We start from the raw sequence: 19,453 nt of genomic DNA on the forward strand, positions 1-19,453 counted from the left end.
CCTCTCCGGTGCCCGAACCGTCGGCAAGACCGCGGTCGAAGCCAGACTACTGGTCGTCGGCGGGCTCTCCTGACACGCCCGTGCCACCCCAGGAATCCTCGCGGGCCTCCTCCTCCGCCCACGCACGCGAGCGCCGGCGCATGACCTCGGGAGCCTCGGCGGCCTCCTCCGGAGTGTCGAAGGGACCGGCCCGGTCCACCGAGGGTGACTCGAAGCCCTTCTCGACCTCGCCGGTGCGGAGGTTGTACCAGTACTTCTCGCTGCCGTTCGTCATCGTGCGCTCCTCTGGATCGCGGGCAGTTCGCCGTCAGGTCGATCCTACTGACGGGGCGCGTCATCGTCCGGGATCACGATCGGTAGGCTGACGGCATGGCATCTGACGCGGCACGCGCCGTCGGCGTGGACATCGGCGGCACCGGCATCAAGGCGGGAATCGTCGACCTCGAGCGTGGCGAACTGATCAGCGACCGCGTGAAGGTCGCGACCCCGGAGGGAGCGCATCCGCCGGATGTCCTGGCCGCGGTGACCGAGGTGCTCTCCACGCTCGGCGTCGCCGACGACCCCTCGGTCGCACTCGGCGTGGCATTCCCCGCCATCGTCAAGCACGGGCGCACCCTGTCGGCGGCCAACGTCTCCGAGCGGTGGATCGACTTCGAGGCCGAGAAGTTCTTCGAGGACGGACTCGGTCGCGACATCCACTTCGCCAACGACGCGGATGTCGCCGGGATCGCCGAGGTGCGCTACGGCGCGGCCAGGGACCAGCCGGGTCTGACGATCCTCACCACGCTCGGCACGGGGATCGGCTCGGCACTGCTGTACGACGGCGTGCTCATCCCGAACTCCGAGCTCGGCCACGTCCAGCGGGCGGAGCACGGCAAGGACGCCGAGGCGTTCGCCGCGTACTCCGCGATGGAGCGCGACGAGCTGTCGTGGGAGCAGTGGGCCGCGCGGCTGCAGTGGTACTACAGCTACATCGAGTTCCTCTTCAGCCCCGACCTGTTCGTCGTGGGCGGCGGCGTGAGCAAGCACGCCGCCAAGTTCCTGCACCTCCTGCAGCTGAAGACCCCGATCGTGCCCGCCGTGCACCGCAACAACGCCGGGATCATCGGAGCGGCCGCGCTCGCGCGCGGCTGACCCGAGTCGCCGCACCCGCGCCCGGTGCGGTCGGGTCGTCCGGTCGAGCGGATCCCACGGACGAGCTCTTCGGAGGCGAATGGGCCGGCCTGTACGCCGGGTTCTGTCCGGGGGCCGAAGCCCCGTGGACGGTCATCTCTCTCGGCGACACGTTGCCGTGCCGCTCCAGCGGCCTACCCGGGGACTCGGCGGGCCGCGTCGTCATCCCCTGTCTGGCCTTGCTCCGGGCGAGGTTTGCCGTGCGGGCCGTGTCACCACGACCCCGGTGGTCTCTTACACCGCCCTTTCACCCTTACCCGGCCGTAGCCGGGCGGTCTGCTCTCTGTGGCACTGTCTCGCGGATCGCTCCGGGTGGGTGTTACCCACCGCCCTGCCCTGTGGAGCCCGGACGTTCCTCGGCGCGGAACGGAGATCCGCCCGCGACGCGACCGTCCAGCCGACCCATTCGCGTCTGGCAGTCTACCGCCGCGGTCCGTGGCCCGCCTCGGCGTCAGTCCTTCAGCGCGGTGTCGCCCACGCGCACATCGAGCGGGAAGTCGAGCGGGAAGTCTCCGAACAGCAGGCGGCCGGCGGCGGCCGCGGCATCCGTCACGGCCTGAGCGACCTCCTCGGCGTGCTCGTCGGGCGTGTGGACGATCACCTCGTCGTGGAGGAAGAGAGCCAGGTGCGGCTGTCTCGCGAACGCCGGACCCGAGCGCGGCGCCGCGTCGGCGACCGCCACCGGCGCGATCGCGGCCAGACGCGTGCGGAGGTCGGCCAGCCACGCCAGCGCCCACTCGGCGGCGGTGCCCTGCACGACGAAGTTGCGGGTGAACCGGCCGCGATCGCGCGCCCATCGCCGCGCCCGCGTCTCGTCGATACCGGATGCCTCGGCCTCGGTCGCCCGCGACTGCGCGGCCGCCCACGACGGCGACGGCGGCGGGGACGTGCGGCCCAGCCACGTCGAGACGACCCCGCCGTCCTCGCCGGTGCGCGCCGCGTCGTCGACCAGTCCCATCGCGCGGGGGTAGGCCCGCCGCAGCCGTGGGACGAGGCGCCCCGACTCGCCGGTCGTGGCGCCGTACATCGCGCCCAGCAGCGCGATCTTCGCCTCCTGCCGCGTCCCCACCGCCCCGCTGTCGACGATGCCGGCATAGAGGTCGCGCCCCCGCGCCGCCGCGGCCAGCGCCGTGTCGCGTGACATCGCGGCGAGGACCCGCGGCTCGAGCTGCGCCACATCGGCGACGACGAGGCGCCAGCCGGGATCGGCCCGCACCGCCTCTCGCAGCTGCCGCGGAAGCTGGAGCGCGCCGCCGCCCGACGACGCCCAGCGACCGGTCACCACGCCGCCGGGGACGTACACCGGCCGGAACCGTCCGTCCTCGACCCAGTCCGCCAGCCATGTCCACCCATTCGCCGAGAGCAGGCGCGAGAGCTTCTTGTACTCCAGCAGCGGCTCGATCACGGGATGCCGCTGCTCGGCGAGCTCCCACCGGCTCGTGGACTGGACGAGCACTCCGGCGCGGTGCAGCGACCGCAGCAGCTTCGGCTGCGAGTCGAGACTGGCGGTCGGATCGCCGAGGGCTGCGCGGACGCGGGCGGCCGCTTCCGCGAGCTTCGCGGGCGGGCCTCCGCCCGCGGGCCGCTCCCCCAGCATCCTCACCAGGATCCGGTCGTGCGCCGCGGCGTCCCACGGCAGTCCGGCGGCCCGCAGCTCGCAGGCGATGAGCGCGCCCGCGGATTCCGCCGCCGTGAGCAGGCGCAGGCGGCCCGGCTCGCGGCCGCCGGCCATCGCGTCGCGCTGTCGCGCGAACTCCGACAGCGCGCTGTCCACGTCGGACGGCGGTCCGGAGGGGCGCGCGGTGCCGTCGAGCTCGAACAGTGCCGGAGGCGCGGCGTCGTCGTCGAATGGGGCCGCATCCCACTCGTGAGCACCCCGGACGGCGGCGGACCCGCCCACCAGCACCGAGTCGCGCAGGATGGCGTGGCACAGTCGCAGGTCGTGACACCGCGCGACGCGCACGCCGTCGGAGAGCAGTCGCGGGTACCACTGGGGCGCGTCGTTCCAGACCCAGCGCGGCGCGAGGGAGGACTCCTGCGCCGCGACCCACGAGCTCAGATCGGCGTCGGGGATCCGGTGACGGCCGAGCTCCTCACCCGTCGAGCCGAGCGGGACGCCGATCGCGCCGCCGTCGGTGCGTCCGAGGACGATCCACGCGGCCGCTTCAACGCCGGCCATCGCGGCACAGCGGGCGTCGGGTCACAGACCGGACTCGTCGTCGCGCACCAGGATGCAGCCGCATTCCGGGCACGTCACCACCTCGTCCTCGGGCGCCTGGCGCAGCACCTGCAGGTCGGTGCCGGCGAGCACCATGCGGCATCCCTCGCACGTGCGGCGCCGGAGCAGGGCCGCGCCGGCGCTGCGGGCGGCCACGCGCTCGTACAGCGCCATCAGCTCGCCGGGGAGCCCGCCCGCGATCGCCGCGCGGTCGCGGGTGGCGGCATCGAAGGCGGCTCCGGCCTCGGCCACGGCACGCTTGCCTTCGGCGCTGAGCTCGGCGCCCTCGGCGTTCGTCGCCGCGATGAGACCCTCCTGCTCGGCGACGGCCGCATCGGCGAGCTCCAGCCGCTCCATGACGGACAGCTCGGCGTCCTCGAGGTCGCTCTTGCGACGCGCCAGCGCGGCCAGCTCGCTCTCGAGCCCCTGGGCCTCCTTGGCGTTGCTCGAGGAGGCGAGCCGCTGCGCGTCGCGCGCCGCCCGGGCGTCCACGACCGCGACGTCGGACTCGATGCGCGACAGCTCGGTGCGCAGATCGTCGCGCGCGCCCAGGCGGTTCGACAGCTCCGCCGAGAGCTCCTGCCGGCGGCCGAGGAGCTCCTGCACCCTCGCGGCCTGCGGCGGGTTCCGGCGGGCGTGGTCCGCCTGGCGGATGCGGGCGTCGAGCTGGGCCACCTCGACGAGGCGGCGCTGGTCTGCGGCGGTGGCTTTCACGTCACCAACCTACCCCGCGAGCCGTCGACGCCAGGAGCGGCGGGGACTAGCATTCGACGATCGGCTCCCGATGACGAAAGGCGCGAACAATGGGCGTTCTCCGCACCAAGTCCGTCGAGCGATCCATCGCCGACACCGACGAACCGGAGTACCGGCTCAAGAAGTCGCTGTCGGCGCTGGACCTCACCGTCTTCGGCATCGGCGTCGTCATCGGCGCCGGCATCTTCACCCTCACCGGCCGGGCGGCGCACGAGGTCGCCGGCCCCGCGATCGTGATCAGCTTCGTCGTCGCGGCGATCGCCTGCGCGCTCGCGGCGCTGTGCTACGCCGAGTTCGCCTCCACCGTGCCGGTGTCCGGATCGGCCTACACCTTCTCGTACTCGTCGCTGGGCGAGCTCTTCGCGTGGATCATCGGGTGGGATCTCATCCTCGAGATGTTCCTCGGCGCCAGCGTGGTCGCACAGGGCTGGAGCGCGTACCTCGGAACCCTCATGGAGCAGCTCGGTGCGCCGATCCCCGCGGAGATCGGCTACGGCGGCACGGTCGACCTCATGGCGATCCTGCTGGTGCTGGTGCTGGGCGGGCTGATGACCTTCGGCATCAAGGAGTCCCTCCGGGTCAACCTCGTCCTGGTGGCGGTGAAGATCTTCATCGTGCTGTTCGTCATCATCGCCGGCATCCTGTTCGTGAACCCCGCCAACTGGTCGCCCTTCGTGCCGGAGGCCGCGCCCCGCGAGACCGCGACCGGCCTCGGCCAGCCGCTGCTGCAGTTCCTGTCGGGCATCGAGCCGATGGCATTCGGCGTCGGCGGCATCTTCGCCGGTGCGGCGCTGGTGTTCTTCGCATACATCGGGTTCGACGTCGTGGCCACCACGGCCGAGGAGACCAGGAATCCGCAGCGGGACATGCCGATCGGCATCATCGCCTCGCTGGCGATCTGCACGGTCCTCTACTGCGCGGTCGCCCTGGTGGTCACGGGAATGGTCTCGTACGAGGAGCTCGACCCCGCCGCGGCGCTGGCGAACGCCTTCGCCTACCACGGGCAGGCGTGGATGGCAACGCTGATCTCCGCCGGCGCGGTCGCCGGCCTCACGACGGTGGTGCTGACGCTGCTGATCGGCGCGACCCGCATCATCTTCGCGATGTCGCGCGACGCGCTGCTTCCCGCGGGCCTGGCCAAGGTGCACCCGAGGTACCGCACGCCGTGGCTCATCTCGATCATCGTGACCGTCATCGTCGCGGTCGTGGCGGGTCTCACCCCGATCGGCCTCCTCGAGGAGATGGTCAACATCGGGACGCTGTCGGCCTTCGTGCTCGTGTCGGTCGGGGTCATCGTGCTGCGCCGCAAGCGGCCCGATCTCACGCGCACCTTCCGCGTGCCCTTCAGCCCCTGGCTGCCGGGCCTGTCGGCGGCGGTCTGCGTCTACCTGATGCTCAACCTCACCGTCGAGACGTGGCTGCGATTCCTGGTGTGGCTCGCGATCGGGTTCGTCATCTACTTCGCCTACTCGCACCGGCACTCGAAGGTCGGTCAGCCGGGCTACGAGGAGTTCGCCCTGCCGCATGTGGTCTCGCACACGCGCGACGACAGCGACGGCGATCCGCGCCGCTGAACGTGACGGCGAAGTGGGCCCTGCCGGGGTCGAACCGACGACATCCACGGTGTAAACGTGGCGCTCTACCAGCTGAGCTAAAGGCCCGCGCGGTCAGTCTACGAGGTGCGTCCGGATCGTCGTGAACTCGCTAGGCTGGCAGCTGGTGCGTTGTGCACGGCAGACAAAGCCTGCGCCGCTCCGGTAGAGATTCCCTGGCACGATCTGCCAGACGACGAAAGGTCTTCTGTGACTGTCAACGATCAGGATCCGTACTCGCAGGAACCCCTCGACAGCGATCCCGATGAGACCTCCGAGTGGCAGGAGTCCCTCCAGCAGCTCGTGCAGGCGAAGGGCCACGGCCGTGGCCGCGAGATCATGCTGAGCCTGCTGCAGACCTCCCACGAGCTGCAGCTGAACGTGCCGCAGGTTCCCACGACGGACTACATCAACACGATCGCCCCCGACAACGAGCCCGAGTTCCCCGGTGACGAGGAGCTCGAGCGCCGCTACCGCCGGTGGATCCGCTGGAACGCCGCGATCACGGTGCACCGCGCGCAGCGCCCCGGCATCGGCGTGGGCGGTCACATCTCGACCTATGCCTCCTCCGCGTCCCTCTACGAGGTCGGCTTCAACCACTTCTTCCGCGGCCTCGACGACCCCTCCGGCGGCGACCAGGTCTTCATCCAGGGTCACGCCTCCCCCGGCATCTATGCGCGGTCCTTCCTCGAGGGGCGCCTCGACGAAGCGCAGCTCGACGGCTTCCGCCAGGAGAAGTCGAAGTTCCCCGACGGCATCCCGTCCTATCCGCACCCGCGTCTCATGCCGGAGTACTGGCAGTTCCCGACCGTCTCGATGGGTCTCGGCCCGATCAACGCCATCTACCAGGCGATGACGAACAAGTACCTGACGAACCGGGGCATCAAGGACCTCTCGAACTCACGCGTGTGGGCCTTCCTCGGCGACGGCGAGATGGACGAGGTCGAGAGCCGCGGCCAGCTCCAGGTCGCCGCGAACGAGGGCCTGGACAACCTGACGTTCGTCGTCAACTGCAACCTGCAGCGCCTGGACGGCCCGGTCCGCGGCAACGGCAAGATCATCCAGGAGCTGGAGAGCTTCTTCCGCGGCGCCGGCTGGAACGTCATCAAGGTCGTGTGGGGGTCGGGCTGGGACGAGCTGCTCTCGAAGGACGTCGACGGCGCGCTGGTGCACCTCATGAACACCACGCCCGACGGCGACTTCCAGACGTACCGCGCCGAGGACGGCGCCTTCATCCGCAAGCACTTCTTCGGGCGCGACGAGCGCACCGCGGCGCTGGTGAAGGACTGGTCGGACGACGACATCTGGGGCAAGCTGCGTCGCGGCGGCCTGGACTACCGCAAGGTCTACGCCGCCTACAAGGCCGCGACCGAGCACAAGGGCCAGCCCACCGTGATCCTGGCCAAGACCATCAAGGGCTACGGCCTGGGTCACCACTTCGAGGGCCGCAACGCGACCCACCAGATGAAGAAGATGACCCTTCAGGACCTCAAGTACTTCCGCGACTCGATGCGCATCCCGATCTCGGACGCGCAGCTGGACGAGAACCCCTACCTGCCGCCGTACTTCAACCCCGGCGCACAGGACGAGACCATCCAGTACATGCTGGAGCGCCGCAAGGCCCTGGGCGGCTTCCTCCCCGAGCGCCGCTCGCACCACGTCGGCCTCCAGCTTCCGGGCGACGAGGCCTACGCGCTGCCCAAGAAGGGCTCCGGCACGCAGGAGATCGCCACGACCATGGCGTTCGTCCGCCTGCTGAAGGATCTGCTGCGCGCGAAGGACTTCGGCCACCGGATCGTGCCGATCATCCCGGACGAGGCCCGCACGTTCGGCATGGACGCGTACTTCCCGACCGCGAAGATCTACAACCCGCACGGTCAGAACTACACGTCGGTCGACCGCGAGCTGCTCCTGGCGTACAAAGAGAGCCCGCAGGGCCAGATCATGCACGTCGGGATCAACGAGGCCGGTGCCGTCGCGGCCTTCACCGCGACCGGCACGTCGTACTCGACGCACGGCGAGCCGCTGATCCCGGTGTACGTCTTCTACTCGATGTTCGGCTTCCAGCGCACCGGCGACGCCCAGTGGGCGGCGGGCGACCAGATGGCGCGCGGCTTCATCATCGGCGCCACCGCCGGCCGCACCACGCTCACCGGCGAAGGCCTGCAGCACGCCGACGGCCACTCGCCGCTGCTGGCATCGACGAACCCGGCGACCGTCTCGTACGACCCGGCCTACGGCTACGAGATCGCGCACATCGTCCGCTCGGGGCTCGAGCGGATGTACGGCGGCAACCACCCCGACCCGAACGTCATGTACTACCTCACGGTGTACAACGAGCCGCTCGTGCAGCCGGCCGAGCCCGAGGGCGTGGACGTCGACGGCATCGTGCGCGGCATCCACCGCATCTCGTCGCTCGAGGGCGAAGGGCCCCGCGCGCAGATCCTCGCCTCGGGCGTGGGCGTGCCGTGGGCGCTCGAGGCGCAGCAGCTGCTGCGCGACGACTGGGGCGTGCAGGCCGACGTGTGGTCGGTGACGTCGTGGAGCGAGCTGCGCCGCGACGGTCTCGCGGCGGACGAGCACAACTTCCTGCACCCGGACGAGGAGCCCCGTACGGCGTACATCACCGAGAAGCTCGCGGGAGCGCCCGGGCCGGTCGTCGCGGTCAGCGACTTCATGCACGCGGTGCAGGACCAGATCCGCCCCTGGGTGCAGCACAACTTCGCCACGCTGGGTGCCGACGGATTCGGCTTCTCCGACACCCGCGCAGCGGCTCGCCGGTTCTTCAAGATCGACGGCCCCTCGGTCGCGGTCCGCACGCTCCAGGCCCTCGCCGCCGAAGGCGCCGTGGACCGCAGCCTCGCCGCGCAGGCCATCCAGAAGTACCGCCTGCACGACGTCACGGCCGGAACGAGCGGAAACGCGGGCGGCGAGAGCTGATCCGCGAATGGGCAAGTCCGCCGAGGTGATGGACAAGCCCGAGACGCTCGCCTGGCTGCGACGCATCTCGGGCGATCTCGCCACCGTCACGATCAAGCGCCTCGAAGAGACGCTGCCCTGGTATGCCGAGATGCCGCCGGCCCGACGCTCCGCCGTCGGGCTGGTGGCACAGGCGGGCATCACCTCGTTCATCTCCTGGTACGAGGATCCCGCCTCCACCCCGTGGATCGCGGCGGACATCTTCGCCGTCGCCCCCCGCGAGCTGCTGCGCAGCGTCAGCCTGCAGCAGACCCTCCAGCTCATCCGGGTCACCGTGGAGGTGACCGAGGAGCGGGTCGCGGGCAAGGGCGAGCACCTTCGCGAGGCGATCCTGCTGTACTCGCGTGAGGTCGCGTTCGCGGCGGCGGACGTCTACGCGCGGGCAGCCGAGGCCCGCGGACTGTGGGACGCCCGCCTCGAGGCCCTCGTCGTGGACTCGATCCTCACGGGCGAGGCCGACGAGGAGCTGCCCAGCCGCATCGCCGCCCTCGGGTGGCACGGCCACGGCGAGGTCGCGGTGCTCGTAGGCACGACCCCGCCGCAGTTCGACGTCGACCAGCTGCGCCGGACCGCCCGCAAGCTGGGCGTCGACGTGCTGATCGGCGTGCAGGGCTCCCGCCTCGTGCTCGTGGTCGGCCGCGCGGACCCCGGCTCGCGCGCGGACGACGCCGCGACCGATCTCCCCTTCGCGGAGATCGCGCGCCGGCTGGAGCCGGGCTTCGGCACCGGGTATCTCGTGCTGGGTCCCACCGTCCCGGCGCTCGTGGACGCGAGTCAGAGCGCCCGCGCGGCGCTGGCGGGCTTCGCCGTCGCACGGGCGTGGCGCCACGCGCCGCGTCCGGTGGAGGCCGACGACCTGCTTCCCGAGCGCGCCCTCGCCGGAGACCCGCTGGCCAAGGTCACGCTGGTGGAGCGCATCTACCGACCACTGCAGGCACACAGCGCCGACCTGGTGTCGACGCTGTGGGCGTACCTCGACAACGGCCGGTCGCTCGAGGCGACCGCGCGCGAGCTCTTCGTGCATCCGAACACCGTCCGCTACCGCCTCAAGCGCGTATCGGAGGTCATCGGCTGGGATGCGACGGGCCCGCGCGAGGCGCTCATCCTCCAGACGGCGCTGATCCTGGGCTCCATCGGGACGGATGCCGCGCGCCGGCGTGCGCCCTCCCAGCGACGGGCACCAGCCTGATCGCGACGGCGCCCGGTGTGCACCACGCACAAAGCATGCCGGCATTCTTTGACGGTATCGCCAGAACCCGCCGGATGATCCTTGACAGGATGGAACGGTGATAATCGCCGTCTTCCCCGGGCAGGGCTCCCAGACCCCCGGCTTCCTGGCTCCGTGGCTCGACGAGGACGGCGCCGCGGAGCGGCTCGCCCGCTACTCGGAGTGGTCGGGGGTCGACCTCGTCGCCGCCGGGACCCAGTGGGATGCCGACCGCATCCGCGACACCCAGGTCGCCCAGCCGCTCATCGTGGCGGCGAGCCTGCTGTCGTGGAACGCCCTCCCCGACCGAGCCGCCATCGGGGGCGTCGCCGGTCACTCCGTCGGCGAGTTCGCCGCCGCGGCGGTCGCAGGCGTCCTGAGCGAAGAGGCGGCGCTGACGCTCGTCGGCATCCGCGGCAGAGCCATGGCGGAGGCGGCAGCGGCGGCCGAGACCGGGATGAGCGCCGTGATCGGCGGAGACGAGGCATCCGTCCTCGCCCGCCTGGACGAGCTGGGGCTCGCCCCCGCGAACTACAACGGCGGCGGCCAGCTCGTCGTGGCAGGCGCGCTTCCCGCCCTCCAGGCCCTCGCCGCCGAGCCCGTCGCGGGCACGCGCGTGATCCCGCTGCAGGTCGCCGGCGCGTTCCACACGCAGTACATGTCCCCGGCGGTCGAGACGCTGCGGGCAGCGGCGGCCGACCATGAGGTGTCGGACCCGGGCGTGACGCTGTGGACCAACCGCGATGGTTCCGCTGTCGCCTCCGGACGCGCCTTCGTCGACCTTCTGGTCGAGCAGGTCGCCTCGCCGGTGCGCTGGGACCTGTGCATGGCCTCTTTCGCCGACAGCGGCGTGTCGGGCATCGTCGAACTGTCGCCGGCGGGCACGCTCGTCGGGCTCGCCAAGCGCGCGCTGCGCGGGGTCCCGGCCGTCGCCGTCAAGACACCCGCCGACCTGGAGGCCGCCGGCGCACTGCCGGCCGCCGATGCCTGACCGGAGTACCCGAATGATCGCCAGCCTCATCCAGCCCACCGGCGCCGCGCACACGCGCATCTACGCGTACGGCGCCGCACGCGGCGAGAACGCCGTGCCGAACGACGACCTCGTCGGCCCCATCGACTCCAGCGACGAGTGGATCCGTCAGCGCACCGGGATCGTGACCCGCATGCGCGCGTCGGCCGGCACCGATGCGATCGATCTGGCGACGGATGCCGCGCGCGAGGCGATCGAGCGCTCGGGCGTCGAGGCGTCGCAGATCGACGCCGTCATCGTCGCGACGATCTCGAACCCCAAGCAGACCCCGTCGGTGTCGGCCATCGTCGCCGACCGCGTCGGTGCGAACCCCGCCGCCGCGTACGACCTCAACGCCGCGTGCGCGGGCTTCGCGTACGGCGTCGCGCAGGCGGACGCCCTCATCCGCGCCGGCGCCGCGCACTACGCGCTCGTCATCGGCACCGAGAAGCTCAGCGACATCGTCGACCCGACCGACCGCAGCATCTCGTTCCTGCTCGGCGACGGAGCGGGCGCGGCCGTCATCGGCCCCAGCGACAGCGCCGGCATCGGACCCACGGTGTGGGGCTCGGACGGCTCGAAGGCCGACGCGGTCGGGATGAACCACACCCTCATCGAGTTCCGCGAGGGCGCGGCGCCCTGGCCCACGCTGCGCCAGGAAGGGCCGACCGTCTTCCGCTGGGCCGTGTGGGAGATGGTCAAGGTCGCCCGCCAGGCCCTGGAGGCCGCCGGTGTGGAGGCAGCGGATCTCGCCGCCTTCGTCCCCCACCAGGCGAACATGCGCATCATCGACGAGTTCGCCAAGCAGCTCGGCCTCCCCGACACGGTGCTGATCGGCCGCGACATCGAGACGACCGGCAACACCTCGGCGGCCTCGATCCCGCTCGCGACGCACCGGCTGCTCGAGGAGCACCCCGAGCTCTCCGGCGGCCTGGCGCTGCAGATCGGCTTCGGCGCCGGGCTGGTCTTCGGCGCACAGGTGGTCGTGCTTCCCTGAGGCCGCGAGCCCCGACCATAGACTGAGACCCGGCCCGCCCCCGGGTCCGCGTACCCCCAAGAAACAGGAGAATCCCATGGCATTCACCAGCGACGAGGTCCTCGCCGGACTCGCCGAGCTCATCACCGACGAGACGGGCATCTCGTCCGACGAGGTCGCTCTCGAGAAGTCGTTCACCGACGACCTCGACATCGACTCGATCTCGATGATGACGATCGTCGTCAACGCCGAGGAGAAGTTCGGCGTCACCATCCCCGACGACGAGGTCAAGAACCTGAAGACCGTCGGCGACGCCGTCAGCTACATCACGTCCAACCAGGCGTAACCCCTTCCGGTGGGGGCTGCGGCCCCCACCGGCACACCCACGAGGACTTTCACCGTCATGAGCAACTCCCGCATCGTCGTCACCGGCATCGGCGCGTCATCGCCCCTGGGCGGCACGGCACCCGAGAGCTGGTCGGCCCTTCTGGACGGCGTGTCCGGCACGCGGTCCCTCGAGCACGAGTGGGTCGAGCAGTACCAGCTGCCGGTGACCTTCGCCGCGGAGGCGAAGGTGCGTCCCGACACCGTGCTCGAGCGCCCCGTCGCCAAGCGTCTCGACCCGTCGTCTCAGTTCGCGCTCGTCGCGGCCATGGAGGCCTGGGCGGACGCCGGAAGCCCCGAGGTGGAGCCGGAGCGCCTGGGCGTGGACTTCGCGACCGGTATCGGCGGTCTGCACACCCTCCTCGACGGCTGGGACACGCTGCGCGAGAAGGGCCCGCGTCGGGTCCTGCCGATGACGGTGCCCATGCTCATGCCCAACGCCGCGGCGGGCAACCTGTCGCTGCACTTCAACGCCCGGGCCTACGCGCGCACCGTCGCGAGCGCCTGCGCGTCGAGCACCGAGTCGATCGTCAACGCCATCGAGCACATCCGCTCGGGGCTCGCCGACGTCGTGATCGCGGGAGGCACCGAGTCGGTCATCCACCCCGTCACGATCGCCGCGTTCTCGTCGATGCAGGCGCTGTCCCGGCGCAACGACGACCCGGCGACCGCCTCGCGGCCGTGCAGCATCGACCGCGACGGCTTCGTCATGGGCGAGGGCGCCGGAGCTCTCATCCTCGAGACGGAGGAGCACGCCCGCGCGCGCGGCGCCAAGATCTACGCCGTCGTCGCCGGCGGCGGCGTGACGGCGGACTCGTACCACATCACGGCGAACGACCCCGAGGGACTCGGAGCGGCCCGGGCGGTGAACCTCGCGCTGGAGATGGCGGATGCCTCGGCCGACGACGTCACGCACATCAACGCGCACGCCACCTCGACCCCGGTCGGCGACCCGAACGAGTACCAGGCGCTCCGGGCCGTCTTCGGCCCGCGCATCGACGAGATCCCGGTGTCGGCGACGAAGGCCTCGACCGGTCACCTGCTCGGCGGCACCGGAGCGCTCGAGGCGATCTTCACGGTGCTGGCGCTGCGCGACCGCGTGGCGCCCCCGACCATCAACCTGACGACGCAGGATCCGGCGGTGCCCTTCCGCATCTCCGGGTCGCCGACCCCGCTCGGCGACGGGCCGCAGTTCGCGATCAGCAACTCCTTCGGCTTCGGCGGGCACAACGCGGTAGCGGCCTTCGCATCGGTCTGAGTCGCACGCACGTCCAAGACGCCCCGATCCCCTCGGCGAGAGGGAGATCGGGGCGTCTGTGGTGACAGGCGGTGGTTCGCGGTCCCGCTGCCCGGGATCATCGGCCTCCGAGCCTCGGTAGTGGCGCCTCGCACCGCCCGGGTCTGTGAAGTTGTGTCACGCCGACGTGGCGGCGGCCGGGCCGCGCCCGGCCGGAGATCAGCCGACCTTGTGGAGCCAGACGACCGGCGCCTCGTCGCTCGCGTGCCGGAACGGCTCGAGCTCTTCGTCCCACGCCGCACCGAGGGCGACCTGCAGCTCCCGGTGCAGCTCCGAGGCGTCGCCGCCGGCGATCTCCATCGCATACCGGATGCGGTCCTCGCCGATCACGACGTTGCCCGCGGAATCGGTCTGGGCGTAGTGGATGCCGAGTCCCGGGGTGTGCAGCCAGCGGCCGCCGTCGCTGCGCGGGGTCGGGTCCTCGGTCACCTCGAACCTCAGGTGCTCCCAGCCGCGGATCGCCGTCGCGAGGGCCGAGCCGGTGCCTGCCGCGCCCTCCCAGTAGAACTCGGCGCGGCGGCTTCCTGCCAGCACCGGCTGTTCCGCCCAGTCGAAGCTGACGGCGCGGCCGAGGGCCCGACCGACCGCCCACTCGAGGTGCGGGCACAACGCTCGTGGCGCGGAGTGGATGAAGATCACCCCACGCGCCTTGTGTGTCGCCATGATCTCTCCGTTCGTCAGGTGCGTCTTCCCCTACGACCTGAGACGGTGTCACAGCGTGCTGTTCGGTTGTGCTGTCGCCATTATCGCCGAGGGGGCGGTGGAATCACAAGTGTGTGATTCCACCGCCCCCTGATGAGATGCGGGTCAGGCCTCGCTCATGGCCTGGACCGCGGCCTTGCCCTTGGCCGCGTAGTAGGCCGCGCGGGCGGCGTCGCGGCGCGCCTGCTCTGCCTGCCCGGCGTCCAGGACGTCCTGGGGGACCTCGAACTGGTCCGTCGTGGGCTTGCCGTGGTACTTCTCGATGTAGGCGTCGAGCTCGGGGCCGGACTCCCACGACGTGATGAGGCAGTAGCGCGGCGCGTCGCCGTCGTGGTGCACCGCGTGCCACAGTCGCTGCGTGTCGACGATGAGCTGCGCGCCGGCAGGGAGCGCCACGCGGTACTCGATGCTCGGGTCGGTGCGGTTCTCGCGCAGGACGAAGTAGCTGTTCTTGTCGTCCGTCAGGTTGAAGAAGCCGCGGACCACCCAGCCGGTGCCGTCGGGGTTGAGGCGGTTGTTGTCGTCCTGGTGCAGGTTGTACAGCGCGTCGGCGTACGTGTTCGGCTGCAGTTCGATGATGCGGCAGCGCCCCACGTTGGAGCCCGGCTCCTGCGCGCGACGCGTCAGGGTCGGCGCCTTCTCGGTCTGCTCGGGGATCCAGACGCCGTCCTTGTCGGTGCGCGGCGGCGTGTGGTTCCAGAACCCGTTGCACTCGATCTCGCCCTTGGCGGAGGCGAGCGGTGCGAACCGGGTGTCGCCGGAAGACTTCCAGTCGACGTACTCGATCGAGAGCCACTCCTGGGGATCGATCTCCTCCCCGTAGGAGTCGAGCACCACGAAGCCGGTCTCATCGAGAGCGGCGGACTTGATGTAACCCATGACGAATCATGCCTTTCGGTCAGTGAGCCAGCACGTTTTAACAGGCTCAACTTAGGCAAGCCTACCTCGCACCCCTCGGGCGCCCCCGTGACCGAGCCGTGAATAACCGGCGCCCCGGCGGCCCGCCGATTCCGCGCCAGGGGCCCCGAATAGACTGAAGGAGCCATGGTCACTGCCACGAACGTCGATGCGACTGCTGTCAACACGATCGGGTGGCTCTCCGCCGCGGACTGGACCATCGTCGTCCCCGTCTACCAGCGGCAGTACCGGTGGGACATCGGCGGATGCGAGCAGCTGCTGGCCGACATCCGCGCCGTCGCGGACCTCGACGACCGGCACATGCACTTCATCGGCTCGATCCTGTCCTCCGCGAGCGGCGAGGGCGAGGGCGCGGAGCTCGTGCTCATCGACGGGCAGCAGCGCACCACCACACTGATGCTCCTCGTCGCGGCCCTGCACCACACGGTGCGGGAGGCCCGGCCCGACCTCGCCGACGAGCTGCAGCGCGTCCTGGTCCACTCCCACGACGTCACCCGCACGAAGCTGCGACCGCACCGCGCGTGGGCCGGCGTGTTCGAGCGCGTCGTGCTCGACCTCCCGCTGCCGCCCGGTGAGCACCGCGACTCCCGCTTCGACGACAACTACGCGTTCTTCCGCAGCCAGATCAGCGTGGAGGAGGCGCCGCACATCTGGCGGGGGCTGCAGAAGCTCGAGCACGTCGCGATCACGCTGGGTGCGGGCGCGAACGCCCAGCAGATCTTCGAGAGCCTCAACTCGACGGGCGAGCCGCTGCGCGACCACGAGCTGATCCACAACTACGTCCTGATGGGGCTCACGCACGCCGAGCAGCGCGAGGTCGAGGCGGACTTCTGGCGGCCGATCGAGGCGAACACGGGCGACGCGATCGCCGACTTCTGGCGGCAGTACCTCGTGATGCGGACCGGCCGCGAGGTCACCGTGGTCGGCGGACGCGGTGTCTACGACGCCTTCCGTCACGAGTTCCCCCGCCTCCCGTTCCCCGAGCTCGTCGCGCGGGCCGAGGAGTGGCGCGCGCTGTCACGCGTGTACCGGGTGCTGCTGCGGCCGGACGAGGCGCCGGATGCCGAGATCGCACAGCAGCTCCGTCACCTCAACACCTTCGGCACCGCGATGTACCCGCTCGTCATGCGCGCATACCGGGACGTCGAGACCGGTGCGCTCGCCCGCGAGGCGTTCATCGAGACCCTGGAGATGATCCAGGCGCTGTTGATGCGCCGGTCGGTCGTCGGGACGGGCACGCAGCGCCTCGTCGCGCGCCTGTGCCGCGCCCGAGAAGCGGGATGGGAGGCCCTCGTCGCGGCGATCTCACGCATCACGCCGTCCGACGAGCGCATCGCCGTGGCGCTCAAGTACTCCGAGCTGCCGCACGCGCGATATGCGCTCGGGCGCATCGCCGGACTCGACCCCGCCGCCGAGGTCGACATCGAGCACATCTTCCCCCTGGCCCCCGGCGATGCCTGGTCGGGCGACGGCGTGCGGGAGTGGGCCGCGTACAGCGAGGACGAGCAGAACAGTCATCGCGCGCTCGCCCAGACCATCGGCAACCTGGCCGTGCTCGAGGAGGACCTCGCGTTCCGAGCCTTCGACCGCTCGTTCCCCGAGAAGAAGGCCCTCTACGCCCGGAGCGCGATCGTGACGACCGCCGAGCTCGCCGAGGTGCCGGCGTGGGGCACCGCCGCCATCGCCGAGCGCTCCCGGCACCTGACCGAGCGCTTCGTGCAGGTGTGGAAGCGCCCCGGTGGGCCCGCCATCGACGACGACGGCCTCACCCCGATCCTCGACGCGGTCCGCCGGCGGGGATGGCCCCCCGGCTGGCACCGCGAGTGGTCGTACGTCGAGTACTGCGGCGAGCACTGGGAGGTCTACGACGTCAAGCACCTCTTCAACCGCGTCTTCAAGCGGCTGTGGGCTGATGCGCGTGCGGCGGTCGTGTCGTACAGCGCCCGCCGCGGCGGCCCGGTCTACACCGCGCAGTCCTGGAACGGTCAGTGGGATCGACTCGACGACCATCACTCGCTCTACATGGGGTGGGACTCCAGCTACATGCTGAGCGCCGTGCAGGGCGTCCTCGAGGAGGCGGGCATGGCCCCCGAGGTCTTCGTCAAGTACTCCTACATCGGCGAGGCGATGTGACGGGCGGGACGGATGCCTCGCGCCGAGGCATCCGTCCCACCCGTCATCGGGGTCCTGCCGGCGTCACTCGAACGAGACGGCCGCGTTCTCGTTGTTGAGGACGATGACCGGGGTCACCGCGGGGTGGCCGGCGGCGCGGATCCTCGCCAGGTCGAAGCGCAGCAGCGGAGTGCCTGCCGTCACCTTCTGCCCCTTCTGGACGAGGGTCTCGAATCCGTCGCCCTTCATGCCGACCGTGTCGATGCCGACGTGGATGAGCAGCTCGGTGCCGTCCTCCAGCACGAGGGCCACGGCGTGGCTGCTGTCGAACGTGGCGCCGATGGTGCCGTCAGCGGGAGCGACCACCGTGTCGCCGGTCGGCTCGATCGCGACGCCCGGGCCCATGACGCCCTCGGCGAAGGTCGGATCGGGCACCTCCGAGAGCGGCACGACGCGGCCCGCCAGCGGCTGGCGCAGCCGGATCGTGGTCGTCGCGGGAGCATCGGTCAGCACGGCGGTCCCACCCGCGGCCGGCGCGGGTGCCGGCTCGGCCGTCGCGCCGGCGGGAGCCGATGCGCGGCCCGCGAGGATCGCCTCCATGGCGTCCTTCACGAACTGCACGTTCGTTCCGTAGACCACCTGCACGGACTTGCCGCCGGGCTTCATGGTTCCCGCCGCACCGGCGCGCTTGAGCGCGGCGTCGTCGACCTTGCTCACGTCGTCGATCTCCATGCGCAGGCGGGTGGCGCAGTTCTCCAGCTCGAGGATGTTGTCCTTGCCGCCGAGGGCGTCGATGAACCGTCCTCCCGTGACGAGGTACTTGTCGTCGGCCGTGTGGGTGTCGTACTCGGTGCCCTCGCCGAGGATGTCGTCGTCCTCGCGTCCCGGCGTCTTGAGGTTGAACCGCTTGATGAAGAAGTAGAACACCACGAAGTAGATGAAGAACCAGAAGACGCCCATCACGGGGATGAGCCACGGGTTCTGCGCCATCGGGTTCATCCAGTTGAGGACGAGGTCGATGAAGCCGCCGGAGAAGCCGAATCCCATGCGCACCGGAAGGATCTGGCTGATCGCCATCGAGATGCCCGTGAACACGGCATGCGTGAGGTAGAGCACCGGCGCGAGGAACATGAAGGCGAACTCGAGGGGCTCGGTCACACCCACGAAGAAGGAGGCGATGGCGCCAGAGAACAGGATGCCGTAGGCGAGCTTCTTCCTGGTGGTCCTCGCCGTGAGGTACATCGCGAGGGCGGCGCCGGGGAGGCCGAACATCATGATCGGGAAGAAGCCCGTCATGTACTGCCCGGTCACGCCGTACGTGCCCTCGCCGGCGAGGAAGTTGTTGAGGTCGTTGATGCCCGCGACATCGAACCAGAACACCGAGTTCAGGGCGTGGTGGAGCCCCACCGGGATGAGCAGGCGGTTGAGGAACCCGTAGATGCCCGTGCCGAACGCGCCGAGCGTCACGATCCACTCGCCGAATCCGACCAGGCCGCCGTACACGAACGGCCAGACGAAGAACAGGACGACGGCGACGACCAGCGAGAAGCCGGCCGTGACGATCGCCACCGAGCGCTTGCCCGAGAAGAACGACAGCGCGTCGGGCAGGCGCGTGTCCTTGAACTTGTTGTAGCAGTAGGCGCCGATGAGGCCGCAGATGATGCCGACGAAGACGTTCTGCACACGCAGGAACGCCGGGTCGACCTCATTGACGTTGTCGACGCCGGTGAAGAGGAGGACGGTCTCGGGCTTGAGCAGCGTCGTGACCACGAGCCACGACACCAGGCCCGCCAGCGCCGAGGTGCCGTCCGACTTCTCCGCCATGCCCAGCGCGATGCCGACGGCGAACAGCAGCGCCATGTTGTCCAGCAGCGAGCCGCCGGCGGCGCCGAGGAATGTCGAGACGACGTTGGGACCGGCTGCCGAGCTGATCCAGTACGAGATGCCGGACAGGATCGCAGCGACCGGCAGCACTGCCACCGGAAGCATGATCGATCTGCCGAGCCTCTGCAGGAACTTCATTGTTCTCCTCCAGGGGGGGGGCCAGGAATGGGTTGTGACGATGACGCTACCGTCAATCGGCGATCGCCGTCAGTGCCACTCCCTCCGAAAGTAAGGATGGTGAACGAATCC

Annotated in this window: 15 protein-coding genes, 1 tRNA gene and 1 other RNA gene; 9 read left to right on the plus strand and 8 right to left on the minus strand. The window is 70.5% G+C overall.

Annotation, left to right across the window (positions count from 1 at the left end):
* Positions 1–46 precede the first annotated feature (46 nt).
* On the minus strand, positions 47–274 hold the full coding sequence (locus tag ACWGUG_RS08330; RefSeq protein WP_336397113.1) for an SPOR domain-containing protein: 228 nt from the start codon (positions 272–274) through the stop codon (positions 47–49).
* Positions 275–369: 95 nt separating this feature from the next.
* Between ACWGUG_RS08330 and ppgK the strand changes: the two genes are divergently transcribed.
* Positions 370–1,134, plus strand: coding sequence for a polyphosphate--glucose phosphotransferase (ppgK, locus tag ACWGUG_RS08335; RefSeq protein ID WP_452324397.1), 765 nt, complete (start codon positions 370–372; stop codon positions 1,132–1,134).
* 76 nt (positions 1,135–1,210) lie between these two features.
* Here the strand turns inward: ppgK and rnpB are convergent.
* The 3 genes from rnpB to ACWGUG_RS08350 all read right to left on the minus strand — a co-directional run bounded on the left by rnpB (position 1,211) and on the right by ACWGUG_RS08350 (position 4,105).
* An RNA gene (gene rnpB, locus ACWGUG_RS08340) (RNase P RNA component class A) lies at positions 1,211–1,578 on the minus strand.
* Positions 1,579–1,624: 46 nt separating this feature from the next.
* Positions 1,625–3,352 (minus strand): bifunctional 3'-5' exonuclease/DNA polymerase, encoded by a 1,728-nt coding sequence (locus tag ACWGUG_RS08345; RefSeq protein WP_452324398.1) that lies wholly within the window; start codon positions 3,350–3,352, stop codon positions 1,625–1,627.
* A gap of 21 nt (positions 3,353–3,373) precedes the next feature.
* The gene (locus ACWGUG_RS08350; RefSeq protein ID WP_336397110.1) at positions 3,374–4,105 is read right to left on the minus strand and encodes a zinc ribbon domain-containing protein; all 732 of its coding nucleotides are present in this window, start codon (positions 4,103–4,105) and stop codon (positions 3,374–3,376) included.
* An 89-nt stretch (positions 4,106–4,194) separates the two neighbouring features.
* Here ACWGUG_RS08350 and ACWGUG_RS08355 point away from each other — a divergent pair, with 89 nt between their 5' ends.
* A complete protein-coding gene (locus ACWGUG_RS08355) occupies positions 4,195–5,718 on the plus strand; it encodes an amino acid permease (protein WP_336397109.1) in 1,524 nt (507 codons plus the stop codon).
* Positions 5,719–5,732: 14 nt separating this feature from the next.
* Here the strand turns inward: ACWGUG_RS08355 and ACWGUG_RS08360 are convergent.
* Positions 5,733–5,805: transfer RNA gene (locus ACWGUG_RS08360), tRNA-Val, on the minus strand.
* 141 nt (positions 5,806–5,946) lie between these two features.
* Between ACWGUG_RS08360 and aceE the strand changes: the two genes are divergently transcribed.
* The 6 genes from aceE (at position 5,947) to ACWGUG_RS08390 (ending at position 13,549) form a co-directional block, all read left to right on the plus strand.
* Positions 5,947–8,676 (plus strand): pyruvate dehydrogenase (acetyl-transferring), homodimeric type, encoded by a 2,730-nt coding sequence (gene aceE, locus ACWGUG_RS08365; RefSeq protein ID WP_452324399.1) that lies wholly within the window; start codon positions 5,947–5,949, stop codon positions 8,674–8,676.
* 7 nt (positions 8,677–8,683) lie between these two features.
* A complete protein-coding gene (locus ACWGUG_RS08370) occupies positions 8,684–9,904 on the plus strand; it encodes a PucR family transcriptional regulator (RefSeq protein ID WP_378880954.1) in 1,221 nt (406 codons plus the stop codon).
* A gap of 97 nt (positions 9,905–10,001) precedes the next feature.
* Complete coding sequence (locus ACWGUG_RS08375; RefSeq protein WP_452324400.1) at positions 10,002–10,913, plus strand: ACP S-malonyltransferase; 912 nt, start codon at positions 10,002–10,004, stop codon at positions 10,911–10,913.
* A 13-nt stretch (positions 10,914–10,926) separates the two neighbouring features.
* The gene (locus ACWGUG_RS08380; protein WP_452324401.1) at positions 10,927–11,928 is read left to right on the plus strand and encodes a beta-ketoacyl-ACP synthase III; all 1,002 of its coding nucleotides are present in this window, start codon (positions 10,927–10,929) and stop codon (positions 11,926–11,928) included.
* 76 nt (positions 11,929–12,004) lie between these two features.
* The gene (locus ACWGUG_RS08385) at positions 12,005–12,253 is read left to right on the plus strand and encodes an acyl carrier protein (RefSeq protein ID WP_336397105.1); all 249 of its coding nucleotides are present in this window, start codon (positions 12,005–12,007) and stop codon (positions 12,251–12,253) included.
* 57 nt (positions 12,254–12,310) lie between these two features.
* A complete protein-coding gene (locus tag ACWGUG_RS08390; protein WP_336397104.1) occupies positions 12,311–13,549 on the plus strand; it encodes a beta-ketoacyl-[acyl-carrier-protein] synthase family protein in 1,239 nt (412 codons plus the stop codon).
* Positions 13,550–13,747: 198 nt separating this feature from the next.
* On the opposite strand, the gene ACWGUG_RS08395 is transcribed toward ACWGUG_RS08390, so the two are convergent.
* Together ACWGUG_RS08395 and ACWGUG_RS08400 are read right to left on the minus strand one after the other, a co-directional pair.
* Positions 13,748–14,251, minus strand: coding sequence for a DUF3145 domain-containing protein (locus tag ACWGUG_RS08395; RefSeq protein ID WP_336397103.1), 504 nt, complete (start codon positions 14,249–14,251; stop codon positions 13,748–13,750).
* Between the two features lie 144 nt (positions 14,252–14,395).
* The gene (locus ACWGUG_RS08400; RefSeq protein ID WP_336397102.1) at positions 14,396–15,169 is read right to left on the minus strand and encodes a hypothetical protein; all 774 of its coding nucleotides are present in this window, start codon (positions 15,167–15,169) and stop codon (positions 14,396–14,398) included.
* A 165-nt stretch (positions 15,170–15,334) separates the two neighbouring features.
* Between ACWGUG_RS08400 and ACWGUG_RS08405 the strand changes: the two genes are divergently transcribed.
* Positions 15,335–17,341: a DUF262 domain-containing protein gene (locus ACWGUG_RS08405; protein ID WP_336397101.1), complete on the plus strand. Its 2,007-nt coding sequence runs from the start codon at positions 15,335–15,337 to the stop codon at positions 17,339–17,341.
* Positions 17,342–17,404: 63 nt separating this feature from the next.
* Here ACWGUG_RS08405 and nagE read toward each other — a convergent pair whose 3' ends face one another.
* Positions 17,405–19,342, minus strand: coding sequence for an N-acetylglucosamine-specific PTS transporter subunit IIBC (gene nagE / locus ACWGUG_RS08410; RefSeq protein ID WP_336397100.1), 1,938 nt, complete (start codon positions 19,340–19,342; stop codon positions 17,405–17,407).
* Between the last annotated feature and the right edge of the window lie 111 nt (positions 19,343–19,453).

This window comes from Microbacterium sp. NPDC055455, from assembly GCF_053619935.1.

Excerpts from the sequence above, each read along its gene's own strand:
- ACWGUG_RS08330 (WP_336397113.1), bottom strand. The coding sequence starts at position 274 with ATGACGAACGGCAGCGAGAAGTACTGGTACAACCTCCGCACCGGCGAG.
- ACWGUG_RS08345 (WP_452324398.1), bottom strand. The coding sequence starts at position 3,352 with ATGGCCGGCGTTGAAGCGGCCGCGTGGATCGTCCTCGGACGCACCGAC.
- ACWGUG_RS08390 (WP_336397104.1), top strand. The coding sequence starts at position 12,311 with ATGAGCAACTCCCGCATCGTCGTCACCGGCATCGGCGCGTCATCGCCC.
- ACWGUG_RS08370 (WP_378880954.1), top strand. The coding sequence starts at position 8,684 with ATGGGCAAGTCCGCCGAGGTGATGGACAAGCCCGAGACGCTCGCCTGG.
- ACWGUG_RS08405 (WP_336397101.1), top strand. The coding sequence starts at position 15,335 with ATGGTCACTGCCACGAACGTCGATGCGACTGCTGTCAACACGATCGGG.
- ACWGUG_RS08355 (WP_336397109.1), top strand. The coding sequence starts at position 4,195 with ATGGGCGTTCTCCGCACCAAGTCCGTCGAGCGATCCATCGCCGACACC.
- ppgK (WP_452324397.1), top strand. The coding sequence starts at position 370 with ATGGCATCTGACGCGGCACGCGCCGTCGGCGTGGACATCGGCGGCACC.
- ACWGUG_RS08380 (WP_452324401.1), top strand. The coding sequence starts at position 10,927 with ATGATCGCCAGCCTCATCCAGCCCACCGGCGCCGCGCACACGCGCATC.
- ACWGUG_RS08395 (WP_336397103.1), bottom strand. The coding sequence starts at position 14,251 with ATGGCGACACACAAGGCGCGTGGGGTGATCTTCATCCACTCCGCGCCA.
- ACWGUG_RS08400 (WP_336397102.1), bottom strand. The coding sequence starts at position 15,169 with ATGGGTTACATCAAGTCCGCCGCTCTCGATGAGACCGGCTTCGTGGTG.
- nagE (WP_336397100.1), bottom strand. The coding sequence starts at position 19,342 with ATGAAGTTCCTGCAGAGGCTCGGCAGATCGATCATGCTTCCGGTGGCA.
- ACWGUG_RS08385 (WP_336397105.1), top strand. The coding sequence starts at position 12,005 with ATGGCATTCACCAGCGACGAGGTCCTCGCCGGACTCGCCGAGCTCATC.